Raw genomic sequence first — 21,671 nt, 5'->3', positions numbered from 1 at the left:
CGTTTGAAACAACAACAATATAGCCAGCTAATAAGCCAAGCGAAAAGCTTGGTATCGGGCGAGCAGGACTTAATTGCCAATATGGCAAACATAAGTGCACTGCTGTTTAATGGCCTTGCAGATGTAAACTGGGCTGGTTTTTACCTGTACAAAGACGAACAGCTGGTTCTTGGGCCTTTTCAAGGTCAGCCTGCTTGTATTCGAATTCCAATGGGAAAAGGCGTGTGTGGTACCAGTGCGTCCACACAGACGGTTCAGCGAATTGACGATGTCCACGGGTTCGATGGTCACATTGCATGCGATGCGGCGTCAAATTCTGAAATTGTTGTACCCATTGTGGTTAACAACACATTAATCGGTGTGTTGGATATAGACAGTCCAAATCACGCTCGCTTCACGCAAGATGATGAGGATGGCCTTGTCGAAATTGCGAATATATTGATTGAATCTCAGCAAGCACTATGAAATCAAACGTCGATATTCATGTAGTATTATCTACATTCGAGGACATGGAAGACGTTCATGATGACCCAGATGAGGCATCTGAACGTTTAAACTTCATTCTTCACGGGATATATGATGCTGCTGAAGAAGATATAGAAACACAGCGTTTAGAGCAAATTTTGCACTACGCTTGGGAGTCTTGGCAACAAGATGCACATTTATTAGAAATTGATGACGACGAATTGCTCGATTGGGTTGACCACACGCTGGCAACTTGGGATGATGCAAATAACGATGAAATCTCCTGAATAATTTAGAAAGTTAATGGAATCAACAGAGAAGTTTACTACGAGTAAGGAAGTTATTGCTTTCCTTGCAGAGACCTTCCCAAAATGTTTTAGCATTGAAGGCGAAGCCCTCCCACTTAAGATTGGTATTTTTCAAGATCTTGCTCAACGGTTAGACGGTGAAGAGCGCGTGAGTAAAACGCTATTGCGCTCAACCCTTCGTCATTACACAAACAGTTGGCGTTACCTATACAGCATTAAGGAAGGCGCTCACCGCGTTGATCTTGATGGTGAAAAGGGCGAAGCAATTGAGAAAGAACATTCAGATCACGCGCAAAAGCAACTCGAGGAGAGTAAAGCTAAGGCTGCAGAAAAACGCAAGGCGAAGCTAGCACAGCAGCCTAAGCGTTCAGAAAAGCGTCAGTTTAATCGTCCTAAAGGCGAAAAACCGGTTAATTCTGCGCAACCTGAGGCGAAGCGCGGAACTAAACCGAAGAATAACAGACCAAATACTACGCCACCTGCTAAGTTAACTGAAGACGACATGAAGCCAGGCACTCGCGTTACCGTTAAGCTGGGTAAAGAACCTATGCCAGCGGCTATCACCGAGATTGCTAAAGACGGTATTCATGTTCAGCTTGATACGGGTATGGTGGTAAAAGTAAAAGCAGATGCTTTACGTTTGGCACGTTCCAAGAGGTCGTAAATATGAAAGATATCCTTCGAATTTCTATTGCTAGCGCATTTTTGACGGTAGGCGTCGGCGCCGGTGCAGTTACGTCAACACCAGACGTTGATGAGCTTCCTATATTACAACAGGAATCTCAGCACAGTGTGGCAGCTAAAAGAGTCAGTGCATTGTTCACTCGCGCCCACTACAAAGAAATTTCGTTGGATAATCTTCTTTCAGCTCGCGTTTATCAACGTTTCATAGAGTCACTTGACCACAACAAACAAGTGCTTTTATTAGACGATGTCGTCAGCTTTGAAAAGTACCGTGATTTGTTTGACGATGCGTTGGGCAAAGGTAATTTATCCATTGCTTATGACATGTACAATGTTACTGCTAAGCGCAGGGTCGAGCGTTATGAATATGCACTTGCATTGCTCGACGATGGGCCTTTTGATTTTGCTAAAGAAAACGACAAGTTCTATTACGACAGAGAAGACGCCGATTGGGCGAAAGACACTGCTGAACTTGACGAAATTTGGCGTCAGCGAGTTAAATACGATGCGCTGAATCTTATATTGGCGGATAAAACGTGGGAAGAAGCGAAAGAGCTACTTACCAAGCGTTATACCCGTGCAATAAAGCGCACAAAGCAGGCGAAAAGTGAAGATGTTTTTCAAACTGCCATGAACGCGTTTGCAAGAACTATCGAAGCCCACACAAGTTACCTTTCTCCTCGAAATGCAGACCGTTTCCAAATGGAAATGAATTTATCATTTGAAGGCATAGGTGCGGTACTGCAAAGCGAAGATGACTACACCATTATTAAAAGTGTAGTGCCAGGTGGTCCAGCAGACCAGTCTGGGGCAATCAAGCCGGAAGACAAAATTGTTGGTGTGGCTCAAGACGATGAAGAATTTGTTGATGTCATTGGATGGAGACTCGACGAAGTTGTCGAGTTGATTAAAGGTCCAAAGGGCAGCATGGTGCGCTTGCAAGTAGAGAAGGGCGCAACAGAAACAAAGACAACATCAGTCGTAAAGCTAACCCGAGATAAGATAAAGCTGGAAGATAGAGCGGCAAAGTCTGAAGTGTATGTACCTGACGAAGGTCCGCATTCAGGGGAGCCCTTAGGTGTTATTACCATTCCCAGTTTTTACAACAACCTAAGTGTTGACGTTGCAAAAGAAATTGAAGCATTAAAGTCACAAAACGTGAAAGGTGTTATCGTCGACCTACGCGGTAATGGCGGCGGTTCATTAACAGAAGCAACATTGCTGTCTGGACTTTTCATTGAAAAAGGTCCCGTGGTTCAAATTCGATACGGACAGTCTAAGATTAGCGTTAATCGTGACACCGATGGGAAAGTGTCTTATGACGGCCCACTGACTGTGCTTGTTGACCGTTACAGCGCCTCAGCTTCAGAAATTTTTGCCGCAGCAATGCAAGACTACAATCGCGCCTTAATTGTTGGTGAGCAAACTTTCGGTAAAGGTACGGTTCAGCAGCATCGTGGCCTAGGTAAAATTTACGACCTGTACGACAACCCGTTGGGTAGCGTGCAGTTTACAATAGCTAAGTTTTATCGAATTGATGGCGGCAGCACACAGCATAAAGGTGTTATTCCCGATATTTTGTATCCCTCAGCTATCGAACCTGCAGAGTGGGGTGAAAGTCAGGCTGATAACGCGCTTCCATGGGATAGCATTAACAGGGCCAACTACACTACGTTTGCTGACGGCCAATCTGCGTTAGATGTATTATCAGCGAAGCACAGTAAACGAATTATGCAAAACCCCGAGTTTTCATACATTAATGATGACATCGAGGAATACAAAAAGAATAAAGACAAAGATTTCATATCGCTTGTAAAGGCTGAGAGAGAAGCCAAGAAAAAAGAAGCTGAGGTAAAATCATTGGCACGCGCTAACGAACGACTGCAGCGCCTAGGCTTAGAGCCAGTAACGACGCTTGATGACCTTCCAGAAGACATGGAAGAGTTAGACCCGTTTTTAGACGAGGCGGCTAATATTACTTTCGATATGATTGAAACAGGCCGATACGCTATCACTACACATTAAGCGCTGTCGGAAAAGGGCTGGTCTAGGGCCAGCCCTTTTTTTGTGTCTATACAAATATTACAACAATAATAAAGGCAAATAACATGGCGATACGAGGCGAGTTTTCTTCTCGAATAGGATTCGTGCTGGCGGCTGCAGGCTCAGCGGTTGGGCTTGGAAATATCTGGGGTTTCCCCACAAAAGTAGCAAGTAACGGCGGTGCTGCATTTGTACTCGTTTATCTATTACTGGCCTTTGTCCTAGCTTATCCTGTCCTAATGGCCGAGTTGATCATTGGTCGTAGTACACGCTCAAATATGGTCGACGCGCTTGGCAAAATATCAGGTAGTTATGTAGGTAGAGCAACCGGCATCTGGGGCTGTGTTACTGTTTCTCTCATTTTAGCCTTCTATGCCATTGTCGGTGGCTGGATGCTGGTCTACTTTGCTGACTCAGCGGTAAGACTAGTAGGACTACAGTCTGCAAGCGATTGGCTTCTTACCTCTTCCGTTACGCGTAACGTTATTTTCTGCTCCTTATTCATGATGTTAACTGCATTTATCGTAGTCGGTGGTGTTAAAGCCGGTATTGAAAAATGGTCAGTTAGATTGATGCCAACCTTAGTCATTCTCATACTAGCGCTAATCGTGTACGTTAGTATGCAACCCGGTGCAGGTGAAGGATGGAGTGCGTATTTAGTCCCTGACTTCTCACGAGTACTCGACCCTGACTTGTTAATTAATGCAATGGGACAAGCTTTCTTCTCAATGTCTTTGGGTGTGGGCACAATGTTAGTGTATGGCTCATACTTAAGTAAAAAAGAAAACCTGCCAACAATTGGAGCCTCAGTGGCACTGGTTGACATTGGTGTAGCGGTAATAGCAGGTATGCTTATTATTCCGTCGATGTACGTCGCATTGAACAACGGCGTAGAAATATTCACCCCAGAGGGTGCCTTAATTCAAGGTGACACACTTATTTTTAAAGTGCTTCCCGCGTTGTTTGACACTATTGGCACTGTAGGTGTTTTCGTGTCGTTCACTTTCTTTGCGCTAATGGCTATTGCGGCGGTGACCTCTTCTATTTCCATGTTAGAAGTACCGGTCGCGTTCATGGTAGAGAGTAAAGGTTTGCAGCGTGGCAAGGCCGTGGTATTTATGGCTGCGTTAATCTTTATTCTCAGCTGCATCATAATTCTTAATTTCGATATGTTGTTTGGGTTCGTTATTGCGTTAACCACAGAATACAGCCAGCCACTGCTAGGTTTAGTGCTGTGTATTTTCGCTGGTTGGGTGTGGCGCAGAGATGCCATACTTGCTGAGCTTAAAGAGGGCAACGAAAACGTAGAGCACGGATTATTTTGGAAAATTTGGCCGTGGTATGTGCGCTTTGTTTGCCCTGTTATTATCGCGCTCATGTTCTATCGCTCTGTTTTTTAGATAATAGTAAAGGCTAATTTTTCAGCGATTCTTTTGAATGTAAGCAGCTTTTAAAATCAGTGCTCTCAATTTTAAAAGCGATTAATTTAAGAAGCTATTGATTCAAGAAGCACCATTTAAGTAGCTCGCAAAAACAAATAGCTTTCAAAAAAAGGTTTTATAAAATAATAACAATGACTAATAAAGAGTTAAAAACACCGTCACTTTTAGATGCCTTAATTCCAATTGTTGCACTGGTTCTTATGATGGGAACAGCGGTGTATTTGTTTGGAGACGGTTCATCCTATGGTCCAAATCAAATTGCGCTATTGTTAGCAATGGGCTTGGCAGCCATTATTGGAATGAAAAACGGCTATAGCTGGAAAATAATAGAGAAAGGGATAGTCGATGGCATTTCAATGTCATTGGGTGCCTGTCTTATCCTGCTTGCGGTTGGCTCCTTAATTGGCACCTGGATGCTGTCTGGAACCGTTCCTACGTTGATTTATTTTGGCCTCGAACTTCTTAACCCTTCGTTTTTCTATGCCGCGACGTGTTTAATTTGCGCAGTGGTTGCCATGAGCATAGGCAGTTCTTGGACAACAGCAGCGACAGTAGGTGTTGCGTTAATGGGCGTTTCAGCAGGTATGGAAATGTCAGCGGCTATCACAGCGGGAGCGGTTGTGTCTGGTGCCTATTTTGGCGATAAGATTTCGCCACTGTCTGAAACCACTAACTTAGCGCCCGCAGTAGCCGGTACTGATCTTTTCGACCACATTCGCTACATGCTCTGGACCACAATCCCAAGCTTTGCTATTGCGCTTATTTTGTTTACTGTTATCGGGTTTAGTGAAGTAGGTGAAGCGAAGGCCGAGCGCATTGAGCAAATGCAGCAGCTTCTCAGCGAGTCTTTCAATCTTGGATGGCACCTTCTTGTGCCACTTGTTGTGCTTCTTACTTTAGCAATTAAAAAGATGCCGGCATTTCCAGCCGTTTTTATCGGCGCGTTACTCGGCGGTATTTGGGCCGTTATATTCCAATGGGATGTCGTCGCTGCAATGGCAAGCGTTAATGACACTGCAAGTATTGGTGCATTAAAAGTGGTTTGGACAGCTTTGTTTGATGGAGTAAGCTTTTCAACACCTGATGAAAATTTAAATAGCTTATTATCTCGAGGCGGCATGTCCTCAATGCTCAATACAATATGGCTGATAATATGTGCCATGTCTTTTGGCGCTGTGTTAGAGCGAGTTGGACTTCTCAAGCGTGCTGTAGCCACTATTTTGCTAGGCGCAAAATCTGCTGGTGATATGGTAAGTCGAACCATTATGACGTGCTTCGCGACAAACTTAGTCACTGCCGACCAGTATATTGCTATTGTCATGCCTGGCCGCATGTACAAAGAAGAATATGCTAAAAGAGGGTTAGACCAACTAAACCTGTCACGCAGTTTAGAAGATGGCGGTACACTTACATCACCACTTATTCCTTGGAACACTTGCGGTGCCTATATGCATAGCGTGCTGCTAGTGAATCCTTTTGATTACATTTTCTACGCGTTCTTTAACTTAATTAATCCATTTCTTGCTATCGTTTACGCCTATCTGGGAATTAAAATTTTGCGCATTACGCCGCCAACATTTGAAACGAAAAGCGAAGGGTCCGTATAAACATTATATAGACGCTTCATTAAGGAGTTCTATGTCAGTTCAAATTAAACGCCGAGCGGATTACATGCCGCCGGCTTTTGCTATCTCTACCGTCGATTTACACATCACACTTCATCCAACTGAAACTCGTGTATTCAGTTCATTGCGTATAAAAAGACAGGGCAGTCATCAAGACGCCCTGGTATTGGATGGCGACAACCTTCCTGTCAACAAACTCACAATTGACGGTATTGAACTGTCACATAAAAGTGATAACAGCCTAGGCTACGTACTTGACGAATCGTCTCTGACAATTCCTGTTGAGAGCGATGATTTTACACTCGAGATTGAAACCACTATAGCCCCTAGTCGCAACAAAGCATTAGAAGGCTTATATCTTTCTGGCGGTGCTTACTGCACGCAGTGTGAGGCAGAAGGGTTCAGGCGTATTACTTTCTTTATGGACCGCCCTGATGTGCTGTCGGTTTATACGGTAACCGTAGTGGGGGATACATCGTTGCCTATGTTACTTTCCAACGGTAACCCTATAGATAAAGGGCAGTTAACTAACGGCCAACATTTTGTTAAATGGCACGACCCACATCCAAAGCCGTGTTATCTCTTTGCCCTAGTGGCAGGCGATTTTGACATGCTATCTGATACGTTTACCACAGCTAGCGGTAAAGAGGTTGCGCTGGAACTTTATGTGGATAAGGGAAAGCAAAGCCAAGGTACGTTTGCCCTTGAGTCGCTAAAACGCGCGATGAAATGGGATGAAGAGGTCTTCGGTCTAGAATACGACCTCGATATTTACATGATAGTGGCAGTAGATTTCTTCAATATGGGAGCCATGGAAAACAAGGGCCTTAATGTATTTAACAGTAAGTTTGTTTTGGCCGACCAAAACACTGCTACCGACGATGACTTCTTTAATGTGGAGGCGGTTATAGCTCATGAATATTTTCATAACTGGACCGGGAACCGAGTAACTTGTCGCGATTGGTTTCAGCTTAGTTTAAAAGAAGGGCTTACCGTATTCAGAGATCAGCAGTTTAGCGCTGATATGACGTCAGAACTGAGCAATCGTATTAAGCATGTGCGCGTGATGCGCGAACACCAGTTCGCCGAAGACGCAAGTGCAATGAGCCATCCCATACGACCCGATGAAGTGATAGAAATGAACAATTTCTACACGGTAACGGTGTACGACAAAGGTGCTGAAGTTATTCGTATGTTCCACACACTGCTTGGCCCAGATGGGTTTAGAAAAGGTATGGATGAATACTTTAAACGCCATGATGGGCAAGCTGTAACCTGTGATGACTTCGTCTCTGCTATGCAATCGGCAACGTCGTTAGATCTCAGTCAGTTTGCACGTTGGTATAGTCAATCTGGTACGCCGGTTGTCAGTGTAAAGCAGAGTAAGCTCGACGATGGCAAACATACCATTACATTATCTCAGCATACGCCGGCTACTTCTGAGCAGAGTGAAAAACACCCGTTATACATGCCTATCAAAATGGAAGTCATGGACGAAGACGGAGTGCAGTACACCGACAATGAAGCTATCATTAATGACGGAATGGTCATTTTAGATAGAGAATCGGTGTCCTTCACCATCGATGCTCCCAACAAAACATTGACTCCGGTGGTATTAGGCAACTTTTCAGCCCCTGCAAAAGTAAATAACGAGTTACCAACTTCCTCATTATTAACCATTTTCAAATATGGTAAAGATGCATTTAATCGCTGGGATGCAATGCAGTCTATCTACAATCGCTGTATCAGTGAATTAGAACGTGCTCCAGGCAATGCTATCGATAGCGATATTTGGGCGGGCATAAAAGAAGCCATTGCACGTGAGCAGGAGAATGTTGAGTTACTCGGCGAATGTCTGGTTATTCCTTCATTTGAAACGCTCTGTCAGTCTAGAACATCGATAAATGTTGAAACTTTGAGTGCCGCACGAAAGGCTTTTTGTTCTCAATTTGCACAACATCTCGAGTCATCATTGCTTGACGTATTTAATAGCATTGAAAGTGCACCGTATGCTTACAACCAGAATGCAGTGAATCAGCGACGTTGTAAGAATGTCGTTCTTGCACACTTGGCGCGTTTACCACAGCACGAGAGCCTTGTTATTGAGCAATTTGAACAAGCAGATAATATGACCGACAAGCTGGGAGCGTTAAGATGCGCACAGTTTTGTCAGCGTGACACCTTTGATTCGCTCATGGCGAAGTTCGAGCAAAAGTGGAGTAACGACCCGCTTGTACTCGACAAATGGTTTGCGCTACACGCTACGCAAGCATCTAAGGATATCTTCGCCACAATAACGATGCTCTGTGAACATCCTCAGTTTACTATGAATAACCCCAATCGGGTTCGCTCAGTCATTGGTAGCTTCGCGTTTTATAATAGCGAGATGTTCCATGCACTAGACGGCAGTGGCTATAAATTTGTTACTGATTATTTACTTAAACTCGATACATTGAATCCACAAGTTGCTGCTCGTATCGTAACGCCATTAACTCAATGGCATGGCTTTGCAGTTGAACATCAAACGCTAATGAAAGAACAGCTAGGTCGCTTGCTTAACCACAAAGGGCTGAGCAAGGATGTGTTTGAAAAAGTGAGCAAGAGCCTTGCTTATGGCGCAGATTGAACCAACAGATAGCGTATTTTATTTCTCTATAAGTGTGCCTTACACCCAGTGTGAGGCATTATATTCGCCTGCTGTACCGAGCGTTGTCATGTTGGCAGAATCTGGCGTTCGGGTGCAGGTTCCCACCAATCGTTTGCGCCAGTTTATCACCTCAGACGGGGTGAAAGGGCGCTTTCGTATGATTGTAGATCAGCACAATAAAATAAGGGCGATAGAACGCCTTAGGTAATTAATTAAGGGAAGTAAGCGAGGTAACATAACCCCGCTATTGCAAAACACCCACAAGTGAGCGATTTTTGCGCACTTTCAAGCTGAATTTTGTACAACCGCATAAATGACTTTTATACTCAGCATAAAGCAATAACTATTTGATACGATTAATGTTGTAAAAGTTGTTAACTGGTAGGATTAGTTCTTGCGGTTCTGGTAAAATGATGTAATGATTTTGTTAATCGTTATGGTTGGTCATGATGTCGGGCATGCACACGCGTCGACTTGGGAGTATAAAAATATGAAAAACAGGCCTAGCGCTTTTAAAATATCACCAATTGCTGCAGGGGTTCTCACTCTGCTAGGTGCTGCTGCAGTACCTGCTCACGCCGCTAATTGGCAAGTAGGTGATGTAAGCATTACGTTAGATTCAACGTTCTCGCTTGCAACAAGTATTCGTACTGAAGCTAGAGATTATGATTTAATCGGTAACAGTAATCATCCTCAATTTAACTGGACTGGTTACCACGCTGCATTCAACCCACTTTATTCTAGCGGTGATGTATGGGGCTTAGCCGATGGTGGTTACTCTACCAACGGTGATTTAGGTAACTTAGCACACGATCCAGGCGACGCATTCGCAACTCAGATTTCAGGTACTCACGAACTGGACATTAACTTCGGTGATTACGGCTTCTTTGCTCGCGGATTTTGGTTCTATGACTTTGAACAAATGGACGGTGACCGCCCATATTCAAACCCTATCACGGGTAACCAGTACGACCTATGTCAGGACCCAGAAGCAGAAGATTTACTGTGTACTGACGTACGTTTATACGATGCCTTTTTCTACGGCGATTGGTGGGTAGGCGATAAGCCGCTTACGCTGCGCGTTGGACGTCAGGTAATCAGTTGGGGTGAAAGTACGTTTATCCAGCATGGTATAAACACCACCAACCCCGTTGACGTAACGCGTGCTCGCGCACCTGGCGCTGAGCTAAGAGAAGTATTCTTACCTGTTGGTATGGTGTATGCATCATTAGGTTTAACACCTGATGTAAGTATTTCGGGCTACTATCAGTATGAGTTCCAACGCAGTTGGCTTCCTGTTTCAGGCAGTTATTTTGCTGGTAACGACTTCGCGGGTGACGGCGGTCAACGCCAGAATATCCAACTAGGTTTCAGTGGTAATCCAGATATTGATTTAGAGCACTTGTTAACAGCATTGAATGGCTACGGCGACTTGTTGCGTTCTGGCGCAGATGCTGCTGATATTTCTCAAGCCTATTTAGCGTACCCAACTAAAGTTGCTGTACGTGGTTTTGGCGATGACCCGCACAACGAAGCAGATGACCAAGGTCAGTTCGGCTTGCGTTTAACCGTGTTCTCGCCAGAGATTAACGAAACTGAATTCAGCTTCTATCACATTAATTACCACAGTCAGCGTCCACTTATTTCAGGTGTTACGTCAGACTTCACACAAGCAGGTATTGGTGCTGACCTTGCGTTTCTTGCGGGTAATGAAATAACGCGTGACAACATCACTGACTTACGTGCGTTTACAAAATCAGAGTTTTTCTACCCTGAAGACATCAAACTTTATGGTATGAGCTTTAACACCAACATTGGCACAACGGCATTAGCCGGTGAATTTGCTTATCGTGTTGATGAGCCGCTTCAAATAGATGACGTAGAGTTACTTTATATGGGTATGCCAGAACAGCTTGCAAATGCTGGTTTACGTCCTGACCTTGAAGGCATTTCTCAGTTAAATAATATCGGAAGAGCAGTAGGCCCTGGCGAAACAGCTCAAGGCTTTATTTTCTCTGATACATGGCAGATGCAGTTTACCGCTTCTCACGTGTTTGGCCCTAAATTTGGTGCAGACAATTTTGTATTACTGGGTGAGGCAGGTTACGTAAACATTGTTGATATGCCAGATCCAAACGTAGTGAGACTGAACGCACCTGGTACGGCAAGAACACCATCGCTAGAGCCAACAGCAAATGGTAATGCTCGCCAAGGTCTTCACTTAGGTTTATCTGATGGCCCAGAAACTAATCCTTTCGCGACTGATGATGCTTGGGGCTATCGATTACTCGCTGTTGCCGATTATAATTCAATTTATGCTGGAATGAATTTGCGACTTAGGGCAACGTTTTCGCACGATGTAGAGGGTACAACGCCTGATCCTCTATTCCTTTTCACAGAAGATGTTAAATCTGCGGCTTTTTCAATGACATTTGATTACCTAAGTAAGTGGGAAGCCACCGCATCCTACAGCGCTTTTTGGGGTGGTATTGGAACAACTAATGCTCTTGCAGACAGAGATTTCCTTTCATTTAACATCAGATACGCAATTTAGAGAGTGGTACTTATGATTAGAAAAGTAGGAATTATTGCAGCCGCCTTGTCACTAGCTTTGTCTAGTGGAAATGCCATGGCGAAAATATCAGATGCCGAGGCTGCTAAGCTGGGCAAAGAGTTGACACCTCTTGGTGGTGAAGTTGCCGCCAATGCAGACGGCAGTATTCCCGCTTGGACAGGGGGAATTACCTCTGCGCCAGCAGGATACTCAGTGGGCGACCATCATCCGGACCCGTACCCTGAAGATAAAATATTATTTGAAATTACCGCTAAGAATTATAAAGAGTACGCTGAGTATCTGTCTGAAGGGCAGATGAAAATGTTTGAAACATACCCAGATACGTTCCGCATGCCGGTTTATCCGACACGTCGCTCTGCTTCAAACCCGCAGGATATCTATGACGCGACTAAAGCAAATGCGACTCGTGCAGAGCTTTTAGACGGCGGTAATGGTATTAAGGGTGCTGCGATTGGGATACCATTTCCAATCCCTCAAAATGGGCTAGAAGCGATATGGAACCATATTCTGCGATATCGCGGGGAAGCTGTGCAGCGAAACGGTGGCCAAGCAGCAGTAACAACAAGCGGTGACTACAACGTTATCGGCTTTGATGAGCAGCTGCTTATTAAATACGCAGAAGAGAATGCTACGCCAGAGCAGCTGACGGAAGATAACGTGTTGTTTATGTTCAAGCAAAAGGTAACTCAGCCAGCCCGTTTGGCAGGTACAGCCTTGCTCGTTCACGAAACCGTTGACCAAGTTAAAGAACCCCGTAAAGCGTGGACGTATAACACCGGACAGCGTCGTGTTCGTCTAGCACCAAACATTGCTTACGATACACCTGGAACTGCGGCAGATGGCCTGCGTACTACCGATGATTTCGATATGTTTAACGGCTCACCAAACCGTTATGACTGGAACTTGATTGGTAAGAAAGAAATGTATGTGGCGTATAACAACTACGCATTACATTCTGATAACGCAAGTTATGAAAACATTCTTACGCCAAATCACGTTAACCCTGATTTGACTCGCTGGGAAAAACACCGTGTTTGGGTGGTTGAAGCTACATTGAAAGAAGGCTTCCGCCATATCTATCAAAAACGTGTGTTCTTCATTGATGAAGACAGCTGGCAGATTCAAGTTGCTGATATGTATGATAATCGTGGCGAACTGTATCGTGTTGCAGTAGCTTATGGTGTAAACTACTACGAAGTACCAACTCAATGGTCTACACTTGACTCGTACCATGATTTGAACTCTCGTAGATACCTAGCCATCGGCTTAGACAACGAAGAGCAAATGTACGACTTTACTGTACGTCCTCGAGATGTTGAGTTTACGCCGCAAGCATTGCGACGAGAAGGTATGCGCTAATCGGCTTACACACCAAACGGTTGGCACTTGCCAACCGTTTTTGTTTGCAGACAATTATTATTAGGGGGAATGGTTCAATATGAAAAAAACCATTGCAGCGTGCATTGCCGCCGCCTTTGCAGTGAATAACGTAAGCACTGCAATCGCTGAAGAAGTATTCATGGCACCATTGGTAGAACAGTCTGTTCTGCTCGATATTGACGCTGATCAGTTTGTTGTTATTGTCGGTGAACGTGGTCATGTACTTATTTCTGAAAACGGAGACGTTTTCGAACAAAAACGAGTTCCAACTCAGTCAACGCTTACCGCTACAACCGTAGTCGGTGACAATATATGGGCGGTAGGTCACGACGCCGTTATTATTCATTCATCAGATAAAGGTGAATCGTGGGAGGTGCAGCAGTACCAACCTGATTTACAGCGTCCTTTTCTCGACGTGCTCTTTTTTGACGAAATGCAGGGCGTTGCCGCAGGGGCATACGGCTTGTTTTACCGCACTGAAGATGGCGGGAAAACATGGAATGCAGAACGCCATGCAACCTTGCTAGACCCATACGATAGAGAGTATTTGGAAGACATCCGAAAAGAAGACGAAGCTTTTTATCAACAAGAACTGGAATCTATTCTTCCCCATATTAATCGCATTACGCTAGACGACAATACCCTGTATCTTGCTGGTGAAGCCGGTCTATTAGCTAAAAGCACCGACCTGGGAAAGTCGTGGGAACGCTACAGCGTTGATTACACCGGTTCATTTTTTGATATCAAGCCATTAGACGATAATTCAGTGCTCGCAGTTGGTTTGCGCGGCAACATGTTCATTAATCACAATGAATCGTCTTGGGAATATATTCAAACGTGTTCAACTAGTACGCTAAATTCAATTCTTATTGGCTCAGACTCTGTTGTTTATGCCCTTGGCAATAACGGCAAAATGGTGAGGGCCAACAGACCAATACCTACAAGTATGCGCGATCCTTATGCAAATCCTGTTGATTGCAAGCCAGGGAAAGGTATTTCGGTGTCTCAGATTGAAGATAAAGCTGCAATTCTTAATGCTAAGCAGTTCAAAGGCCTGAATCTCGCGGTATCAGCGAATGGCGTTAAAACGTTGAATTTAAAATAGGGCAGAATAAAAGCAATGACCCATTTTCTCGAAAAATTAGTCTTCAATAACCGAAAGCTTGTGGTAGCACTTTTCGCTATCGCAACGGTCTTTCTGGGCTATCAAGCTTCTCAAATGCGTTTAGACGCTGGTTTTGAAAAAAACATTCCTCTTAATCATGAATACATGCAGACCTATATTGAACATCGCCAAGATTTTGGTGGTGCAAACAATATCCTTGTGTCTGTATGTGACAAAAACGATGATATTTTTAACAAGAATTTTTTCGACACATTGAAAAATGTGCACGACCAACTTTTCTTTATCAACGGCGTCAATCGCTCATTGGTCATATCACTGTTTTCACCGTCCACTCGATTTACCGAAATCGTTGAGGGCGGATTTGCTGGCGGGCCGGTTATTCCTGCAGACTTTAACTCGTCAAACCCAGAAGCGTTAGAGCTGGTTGCGGCAAACATTGAAAAAGCCAATATTGTTGGGCGACAGGTTGCAAGCGATTACAGCTGTGCAATGGTGACGGCGCAACTGCTAGATATCGACCCTCAAACTGGCGAACCCCTTGATACACTGGCCCTTGCGGCAGAGTTAGAAGAGCAGCTTCGCGGCCAATATGAAAACGACGAAACGTCAATTCATATCATTGGCTTTGCCAAAATGATTGGTGACGTAGCCGATGGTGCCAAAGACGTACTGATATTCTTTGCTATCGCCATTGGTATAACTGCCATCATGGTGTACTTCTTCTCACGCAGCATAATGTTAACGGTGTTGCCATTACTGTGTTCTGTGATTGCCGTTATCTGGCAGCTAGGGCTACTTACCTCTATCGGCTTTGGTATGGACCCGATGTCTATACTTGTCCCGTTTTTGGTGTTTGCCATCGGCGTAAGCCACGGTGTGCAAATGATAAATGCGGTAGAGAAGCAGGCGGTATCGGGTATTGGTGCCAAGAAAGCATCTATGGCAGCATTTAGAAGCTTACTTGTGCCAGGCGGTATTGCATTGCTCTCTGACACAGTTGGCTTTATGACCCTACTGGTTATCGATATTGGTATCATCCGAGAGCTAGCGATTACAGCGAGTATGGGTGTAGCGGTTATTATTTTAACTAACTTACTGTTACTTCCTGTATTAATGAGCTTCTTGAAGCTTGACGAACGCTATGTAGAAAAATTTGCTGGCAAGGAAAAGGCGAACAGTAAGTTCTGGGATATGATTGCTGCTTGTTCACGTAAGAAACCCGCTGCAATTATATTAACTATCACCGCTATCTTATTTGTGTTCGGTCATTTCCAAGCACAAAAAATGAAAATCGGTGATTTACATGCCGGTGCACCAGCACTTCACGAAGACTCTCGGTATAACCAAGACACCTTCTTAATTACCGATAAATACGAAGTGACCGTTGACTACATTTCTATTTTGGTAGAAACCACGCCGGAAGCGTGTACCTCACACAATGTCATGAAAGCCATGGACGACTTCCAGTGGAAAATGGAGAATACCAAAGGCGTTCAGTCTGCAGTTTCTCTAGCGTCGGTCGCTAAAATTGTGAATGCGGGTTACAACGAAGGCAATGTAAAGTGGCAGGTTATTCCACGAAACCAACAAACATTGGTTCAGGCTATATCGCGTGTACCTACATCATCAGGTCTTCTAAACGGCGATTGCTCTGTAATGCCTATCATTCTATTTATGGAAGATCACAAGGCAGAAACCATCTCTCGCGTTGTTGATGCGGTTAAAGATTATCGTACAGAATATGAAACTGACGATATGAAGTTTAGCTTAGCGTCTGGTCCGGTGGGTGTTATGGCGGCAACGAACGAAGCGGTTAGCGAAGCGCAAGATCCTATGATGCTCTATGTATTCGGTGCGGTCATCGCTTTATGCTTAATCAGCTTCCGTTCAATACGCGCTACATTAGTGGTTGTTATACCGCTTTACGTAGTGTCTGTGCTGGCCCAAGCATTGATGACCTACCTGCAAATTGGTCTCACCGTCTCTACCTTACCAGTTATCGCACTGGGTGTGGGAATAGGTGTGGACTATGGTATTTATATACTATCGACCAAAAGCCTAATGTTGAAGCAGGGTGCAACGGTACAAGAAGCCTATTTTGCAGCGCTTAAAGAGCGCGGCAGTGCGGTGCTCTTTACCGGGGTAACGTTAGCAATTGGCGTCAGCACATGGGTATTCTCATCGCTCAAATTCCAAATGGATATGGGAATATTACTGACGTTTATGTTCGTTGTTAACATGCTTGGTGCAATAATTGTACTACCAGCGTTGGCTAGGTTCCTCTGGTGGAACAAAAATGACCCTGGTGCATAAATTATTTTTGCATAGCTAATCAAAAAAAAGGGCCTTTAGGCCCTTTTTTTAGGTGTTTTCTGCATAGTTATCTATGCTGTTAATATAAGGTTAAAAAGGGGCTTTTAATAAGCCGCTTTATTAGAGAAAATACAAAGGTTTTCAGCACTTACGATATTACTAAAAGGTTAACAAATGACAGTCACCTCACAGCGACACTCAGTACTGCTAGATAATGTATTCGCACTTATCGACAAAAAAGTAGATACGAAGCAGAAGTCTCTTGTGCAGCAATTCGGACGTCTGTTGTATAAAAACATATCAAGCGATGATTTAGAAAATCGCAACGACAGCGATCTTTACGGTGCAACTCTGAGTTTATGGAATGCACTCTCACGATTCGATAACTCTGCGCCCCACATACGCGTCTTTAATCCAGAAATTGCAAAACACGGTTGGCACTCAAGCCACACTATTGTTGAAGTGATTGTGTCTGACATGCCGTTCCTCGTTGATTCGGTTCGAATGTCGCTGAATAGACTGAACATAACTGCACATTTATTTTTGCATAGCCCCATAGGCATTAAGCGTGATACCAGCAACAAGGTGGAAAGCTTTTCTGAGCAGGGCAAAACCCTAGAAGGTGCAAAAAAAGAAACCGTTATTTTTATAGAAGTTGACCGTCAAACTTCCAAAAAAGATATCGACATACTGACAAAAGAGCTTCACTCAGTGGTCGATGAAGTATCACTGGCCGTGGCTGATTGGCAAGATATGACCAGCACACTGCACACGGTAATTAAAACCAGCGAATCGTTTAACTGGCCCGTGTCCGGTGAGCAAAAAGACCAGATAAATCGCTTTCTAAACTGGTTGGGCGATCATAACTTTACCATGATGGGCTACCGTTATTACGATGTAAAAGCCATAGAAGGTGACCATCGCTGGATCCCTAAAAACGATAGCAGCCTAGGTTTACTAAAGAACTCCGTCAATAACCGCGAGCGTCTTTTATCGAAGCTGCCAGCCTCAGCGCGCAGTGAAGCGTTAAGTGAAAACCCCCTTATTTTAACCAAGACCAATACTCGGGCTCGCGTTCATCGCCCTGCGTATATGGACTATATCGGCGTGAAAGTTTTCAACGATAATGGTCAAGTGGTTGGTGAGCACCGCTTTCTAGGGCTGTATTCGGCATCGTTTTATAACCAAAGCGTTATTGAACTGCCAATTTTAAGCGAAAAGATTCAGCTTATCTGTGCATTATCAGGCTTCGAGCCTGGTACTCACGCCTACAAGGCGTTTGTCAACATTGTAGAAACCTACCCAAGAGATGAGCTATTACAAACTCCAGCACAGGAGTTAGCTCAAATTGTCATGGGTATTTTCCAAATGCAGGAGCGAGGGATTTCTCGCTTATTCATACGCAAAGATACCTTTGGTCGCTTTTTCTCGTGCATGGTGTTTGTACCAAGAGAGCGCTACAACACGCAGTTGCGCAAAGAGACGCAGGAACTATTAAAGGTGTCGCTTAACGCATCAGAAGAGGTGGAGTTTACAACCTTCTTCTCTGAATCTGTTTATGCAAGAACACACTACATAGCGCGAGTTAACGATAATAATGCGGAATTTGATGTGAAGGAAATAGAACAAAATATCATCGAGCTAACCAAAACATGGAATGACAGGCTTGCGTCAGCTATTTCAGCATCTCACGGCGAGGCGTCTGGAAAGTCATTAGAGCGTAAATATAGCAATGCATTCTCTCGCAGCTACATGGAACATAACCTGCCATCAGCAGCGTTGGTAGACATGGGTAAATTGGAGATGCTAGACGATAAACATACCTTAGATATGCTGTTCTATCGCCCTCAAGAAGAAGACTCAGAGAGTCAAATTGTTAAGCTCAAGTTGTTCCACCGTGCAGAGCCCATTCATCTGTCTGATGTACTGCCAATGCTGGAAAATTTTGGGTTACGCGTAATTGATGAAAGCCCATATAAAATAACGTGTTCAGGTGGTGAGCATAACTGGATCATGGATTTCAAAATGCTGCACAAAAGCGGGCAGCATTTCGACATGGAAAACGCCCAAATTCTGTTCCAAGATGCGTTTGCTAAAGTGTGGTACAACACTCTTGAAGACGATGCGTTTAACCGTTTAATTCTTGGTGCAAACCTCACCGGACGCCGAGTGACTATTCTGCGTGCCTATGCAAAATACATGCGTCAAACAGGCAGCTCATTTAGCCACGATTACATTGCAAATACGCTGGCTAACTACACCGACATAGCGCGCTTGTTAGTAGATTTCTTCGACCAGCGCTTTAATCCGAAGAAAAAGCGTAACAAGAAAAAAGAAGACGCAATACTTGCCGATATTAAGTCTCAGCTAGACGGCGTGAGCAACCTTGATGATGACAGAATTATCCGTCGTTATTTAGACATGATGTCGGCCACACTGCGTACTAACTTCTATCAGCTTGATGAGTCTGAGAACGAAAAGTCTTACGTGTCGTTCAAAATGCTTCCTGAGCTTATTCCGGACATGCCTTTACCTCGTCCTAAGTACGAAATTTTTGTATATAGCCCTCGAGTTGAAGGTGTCCACCTTAGAGGCGGTAAAGTTGCCCGTGGCGGTTTACGTTGGTCAGACCGTCAAGAAGATTTCCGTACAGAAGTGCTTGGTTTAGTCAAAGCCCAGCAAGTGAAAAATACGGTTATTGTTCCGGTTGGTGCAAAAGGTGGTTTCGTATGTAAGAAATCTCCTGTAGAGCAAGGCAGGGAAGCTATTCAAGAAGAAGGAAAAGCCTGCTACCGTATTTTCATAACCAGCCTGCTGGACATTACTGACAATATTGTGAACGGAGAAATCGTACCGCCCAAAGATGTAGTGAGATTGGATGACGACGATCCTTATCTTGTTGTTGCCGCAGATAAAGGAACCGCGACCTTCTCTGACATTGCCAATGGCATTGCAGAAGAATTTAACTTTTGGTTAGGCGACGCGTTTGCCTCAGGTGGCAGCATTGGCTACGACCATAAGAAAATGGGTATTACAGCCAGAGGCGGTTGGGAATCTGTTAAGCGTCACTTCCGCGAAATGGGCGTGAATTGTCAAACTACCGATTTCACCTGTATCGGCGTAGGTGACATGGCGGGTGATGTATTTGGTAACGGTATGTTGTTATCTGAGCATACAAAGCTTATCTGTGCATTTAACCACCTGCATATTTTCTTCGACCCTAATCCAAATGCAGCAGACAGCTATAAAGAGCGTCAGCGCTTGTTTGAAAACCCAAGGTTGTCGTGGGAAGACTACGACAGCAAATTGATTTCAAAAGGCGGTGGTATATTTAACCGCTCAGCCAAGTCTATTAAGCTAACCCCAGAAATGAAAAAATGGTTAGGCACTAGACAACAAACCATGACACCCAACGAGCTTATTCATAATGTATTGAAGATGCCAGTGGATTTAATGTGGAATGGCGGTATCGGTACTTACATCAAGAGCTCTAAAGAATCGCATTCTGCGGTGGGCGATCGCGCTAACGACGATTTACGGGTAAACGGTAAAGACGTTCAGGCGAAAATTGTCGGTGAGGGGGGGAACCTCGGTGTTACTCAACTAGGTCGTATTGAATACGCTGCTAACGGCGGTAGAATCAATACCGACTTTATCGACAATGTGGGTGGCGTTGATTGTTCCGATAACGAAGTAAACATCAAAATATTGCTTAATAGTTTAGTTAATGACGGCGAGCTTACAATCAAGCAACGCAACAAGCTGCTTTATGATATGACTGACGATGTGTCTGCCATTGTGCTTAAAGACTGCTATCGTCAAACTCAGTCCATCTCGATTACTGAATTAGCTGGTGTAAAACAGCTTAAAGAGCAACTTCGCTTTATCCACGGTTTAGAAAGAGAAGGGCAGTTAAACAGAGAGCTTGAGTTTATTCCAAGTGATGATGAAATTTCAGATCGCGTTGCCACAGACCAAGGTTTAACGCGACCAGAGTTGAGTGTGCTGATTGCCTACGGCAAAATGGTGATGAAAGATGCGCTCAATATTCCTGAAGTTACCGAAAACCCCTATCATGCTCGCCTGTTGTTAGAAGCATTCCCAGAAGTGCTTCGCAGTCGCTTTAACGAACATATGCAGCAGCATCCACTGCGCGGTGAAATTATTGCCACTAAATTAACCAATAATATGGTTAACGATATGGGGTTGAATTTCGTTTTCCGCTTACAGGAAGAAACCGGCGCCAGCGTGAGCGAAATTGCTGACGCCTATGCAATTGTTCACGGCATCTTTAATATGGACGACCTATGGGGCCGTATTGAAGATTTAGACAATGTCATTTGTGCCAAACTACAGCTAACCATGCTTGATGAGGCAAGGCGCATTATGCGCAGAGGCGCCCGTTGGTATATTCGACATGGCAACAAAGCACATTCTATTGAAGACGCCATCGAAAGCTATCGCGGTACCTTCGATTTGTTGTCGAAGAACCTTCAGCATTACTTAGTGGAAAGTGAATATTCGCAACTTGAGGCTGCTACGCAGAAATATATCGAGCAAGACGTGCCCCATGATATTGCCTATCAAGTGGCTAGCTTCTCGAACATGTTCTCTAGTTTTGATTTGGCGCAAATTGTTGACGCTGATAAACATGAGACCGATGTGGTCGCTAAGCTTTATTATCAACTTGGTTCGAGATTGGAACTGCATTGGTTCCTTGACCAAATAAATAATCAGGCGGTAAGTAACCATTGGCAGGCACTCGCGCGTGCATCGTACAGGGAAGAGTTGGATTGGCAGCAGCGCTCTATTGCTGCTAACTTGCTGCAGTCACGCACCGATGCTGCAGATGCCGATCAAATCCTCGACGACTGGATAGACAGCAACCAAGTGTTGTTAAAGCGCTGGTATCACATGATGTCTGAGTTCAAAACAAGCACAACGCACGAATTTGCGAAGTTTTCTGTCGCTTTACGTGAATTGATGCTTTTAAGCGTGAAGTCTAACCATTAGAATACACGCACCTTAATGATTTAAGCCCTGTTCATCAGGGCTTTTTTATA

At 44.3% G+C, this 21,671-nt stretch carries 13 protein-coding genes; all 13 read left to right on the top strand.

All coding sequences use genetic code 11. The features are described 5' to 3' along the window. Window positions 1–3: 3 nt before the first annotated feature. The 13 genes from V7R39_RS07555 to V7R39_RS07495 all read left to right on the top strand — a co-directional run bounded on the left by V7R39_RS07555 (window position 4) and on the right by V7R39_RS07495 (window position 21,621). On the top strand, window positions 4–465 hold the full coding sequence (locus V7R39_RS07555) for a GAF domain-containing protein (RefSeq protein WP_334029773.1): 462 nt from the start codon (window positions 4–6) through the stop codon (window positions 463–465). Continuing rightward, entirely contained in the window at window positions 462–752 is a 291-nt protein-coding gene (locus V7R39_RS07550) for a hypothetical protein (RefSeq protein ID WP_032094124.1), read from the top strand. The genes V7R39_RS07555 and V7R39_RS07550 overlap by 4 nt, the downstream gene beginning before the upstream one ends. A gap of 16 nt (window positions 753–768) precedes the next feature. Beyond that, window positions 769–1,437 (top strand): RNA chaperone ProQ, encoded by a 669-nt coding sequence (proQ, locus tag V7R39_RS07545; protein ID WP_334029771.1) that lies wholly within the window; start codon window positions 769–771, stop codon window positions 1,435–1,437. Between the two features lie 2 nt (window positions 1,438–1,439). Then, window positions 1,440–3,482 (top strand): carboxy terminal-processing peptidase, encoded by a 2,043-nt coding sequence (gene prc / locus V7R39_RS07540; protein WP_334029769.1) that lies wholly within the window; start codon window positions 1,440–1,442, stop codon window positions 3,480–3,482. A gap of 83 nt (window positions 3,483–3,565) precedes the next feature. Continuing rightward, a complete protein-coding gene (locus V7R39_RS07535) occupies window positions 3,566–4,900 on the top strand; it encodes a sodium-dependent transporter (RefSeq protein WP_334029768.1) in 1,335 nt (444 codons plus the stop codon). 173 nt (window positions 4,901–5,073) lie between these two features. Further along, complete coding sequence (gene nhaC / locus V7R39_RS07530) at window positions 5,074–6,549, top strand: Na+/H+ antiporter NhaC (RefSeq protein ID WP_334029767.1); 1,476 nt, start codon at window positions 5,074–5,076, stop codon at window positions 6,547–6,549. A gap of 31 nt (window positions 6,550–6,580) precedes the next feature. Beyond that, window positions 6,581–9,193 carry an aminopeptidase N gene (gene pepN / locus V7R39_RS07525; RefSeq protein ID WP_334029765.1) on the top strand — a complete coding sequence of 871 codons (2,613 nt, stop codon included), beginning with the start codon at window positions 6,581–6,583 and terminating at the stop codon, window positions 9,191–9,193. Continuing rightward, entirely contained in the window at window positions 9,180–9,422 is a 243-nt protein-coding gene (locus V7R39_RS07520) for a DUF2835 family protein (protein WP_334029764.1), read from the top strand. The genes pepN and V7R39_RS07520 overlap by 14 nt, the downstream gene beginning before the upstream one ends. A gap of 282 nt (window positions 9,423–9,704) precedes the next feature. Next, the gene (locus V7R39_RS07515) at window positions 9,705–11,768 is read left to right on the top strand and encodes a DUF1302 domain-containing protein (RefSeq protein WP_334029763.1); all 2,064 of its coding nucleotides are present in this window, start codon (window positions 9,705–9,707) and stop codon (window positions 11,766–11,768) included. Window positions 11,769–11,780: 12 nt separating this feature from the next. Then, window positions 11,781–13,148, top strand: a complete 1,368-nt coding sequence (locus V7R39_RS07510; protein ID WP_334029761.1) for a DUF1329 domain-containing protein — start codon at window positions 11,781–11,783, stop codon at window positions 13,146–13,148. A 79-nt stretch (window positions 13,149–13,227) separates the two neighbouring features. Beyond that, window positions 13,228–14,274 (top strand): WD40/YVTN/BNR-like repeat-containing protein, encoded by a 1,047-nt coding sequence (locus V7R39_RS07505; RefSeq protein WP_334029759.1) that lies wholly within the window; start codon window positions 13,228–13,230, stop codon window positions 14,272–14,274. 15 nt (window positions 14,275–14,289) lie between these two features. Next, complete coding sequence (locus tag V7R39_RS07500; protein ID WP_334029757.1) at window positions 14,290–16,608, top strand: efflux RND transporter permease subunit; 2,319 nt, start codon at window positions 14,290–14,292, stop codon at window positions 16,606–16,608. 174 nt (window positions 16,609–16,782) lie between these two features. After that, the gene (locus V7R39_RS07495; RefSeq protein WP_334029755.1) at window positions 16,783–21,621 is read left to right on the top strand and encodes an NAD-glutamate dehydrogenase; all 4,839 of its coding nucleotides are present in this window, start codon (window positions 16,783–16,785) and stop codon (window positions 21,619–21,621) included. The last annotated feature ends 50 nt before the right edge of the window (window positions 21,622–21,671 follow it).

Origin of the sequence: Alteromonas sp. P256 (genome assembly GCF_036864455.1) — a bacterium.
Lineage (GTDB): Bacteria > Pseudomonadota > Gammaproteobacteria > Enterobacterales > Alteromonadaceae > Alteromonas.
The sequence above is the reverse complement of the archived record's forward strand: the minus strand, read 5'-3'. Positions and strand labels throughout refer to the sequence as shown.

Excerpts from the sequence above, each read along its gene's own strand:
- V7R39_RS07550 (WP_032094124.1), top strand. The coding sequence starts at position 462 with ATGAAATCAAACGTCGATATTCATGTAGTATTATCTACATTCGAGGAC.
- proQ (WP_334029771.1), top strand. The coding sequence starts at position 769 with ATGGAATCAACAGAGAAGTTTACTACGAGTAAGGAAGTTATTGCTTTC.
- prc (WP_334029769.1), top strand. The coding sequence starts at position 1,440 with ATGAAAGATATCCTTCGAATTTCTATTGCTAGCGCATTTTTGACGGTA.
- V7R39_RS07535 (WP_334029768.1), top strand. The coding sequence starts at position 3,566 with ATGGCGATACGAGGCGAGTTTTCTTCTCGAATAGGATTCGTGCTGGCG.
- nhaC (WP_334029767.1), top strand. The coding sequence starts at position 5,074 with ATGACTAATAAAGAGTTAAAAACACCGTCACTTTTAGATGCCTTAATT.
- pepN (WP_334029765.1), top strand. The coding sequence starts at position 6,581 with ATGTCAGTTCAAATTAAACGCCGAGCGGATTACATGCCGCCGGCTTTT.
- V7R39_RS07520 (WP_334029764.1), top strand. The coding sequence starts at position 9,180 with ATGGCGCAGATTGAACCAACAGATAGCGTATTTTATTTCTCTATAAGT.
- V7R39_RS07515 (WP_334029763.1), top strand. The coding sequence starts at position 9,705 with ATGAAAAACAGGCCTAGCGCTTTTAAAATATCACCAATTGCTGCAGGG.
- V7R39_RS07510 (WP_334029761.1), top strand. The coding sequence starts at position 11,781 with ATGATTAGAAAAGTAGGAATTATTGCAGCCGCCTTGTCACTAGCTTTG.
- V7R39_RS07505 (WP_334029759.1), top strand. The coding sequence starts at position 13,228 with ATGAAAAAAACCATTGCAGCGTGCATTGCCGCCGCCTTTGCAGTGAAT.
- V7R39_RS07500 (WP_334029757.1), top strand. The coding sequence starts at position 14,290 with ATGACCCATTTTCTCGAAAAATTAGTCTTCAATAACCGAAAGCTTGTG.
- V7R39_RS07495 (WP_334029755.1), top strand. The coding sequence starts at position 16,783 with ATGACAGTCACCTCACAGCGACACTCAGTACTGCTAGATAATGTATTC.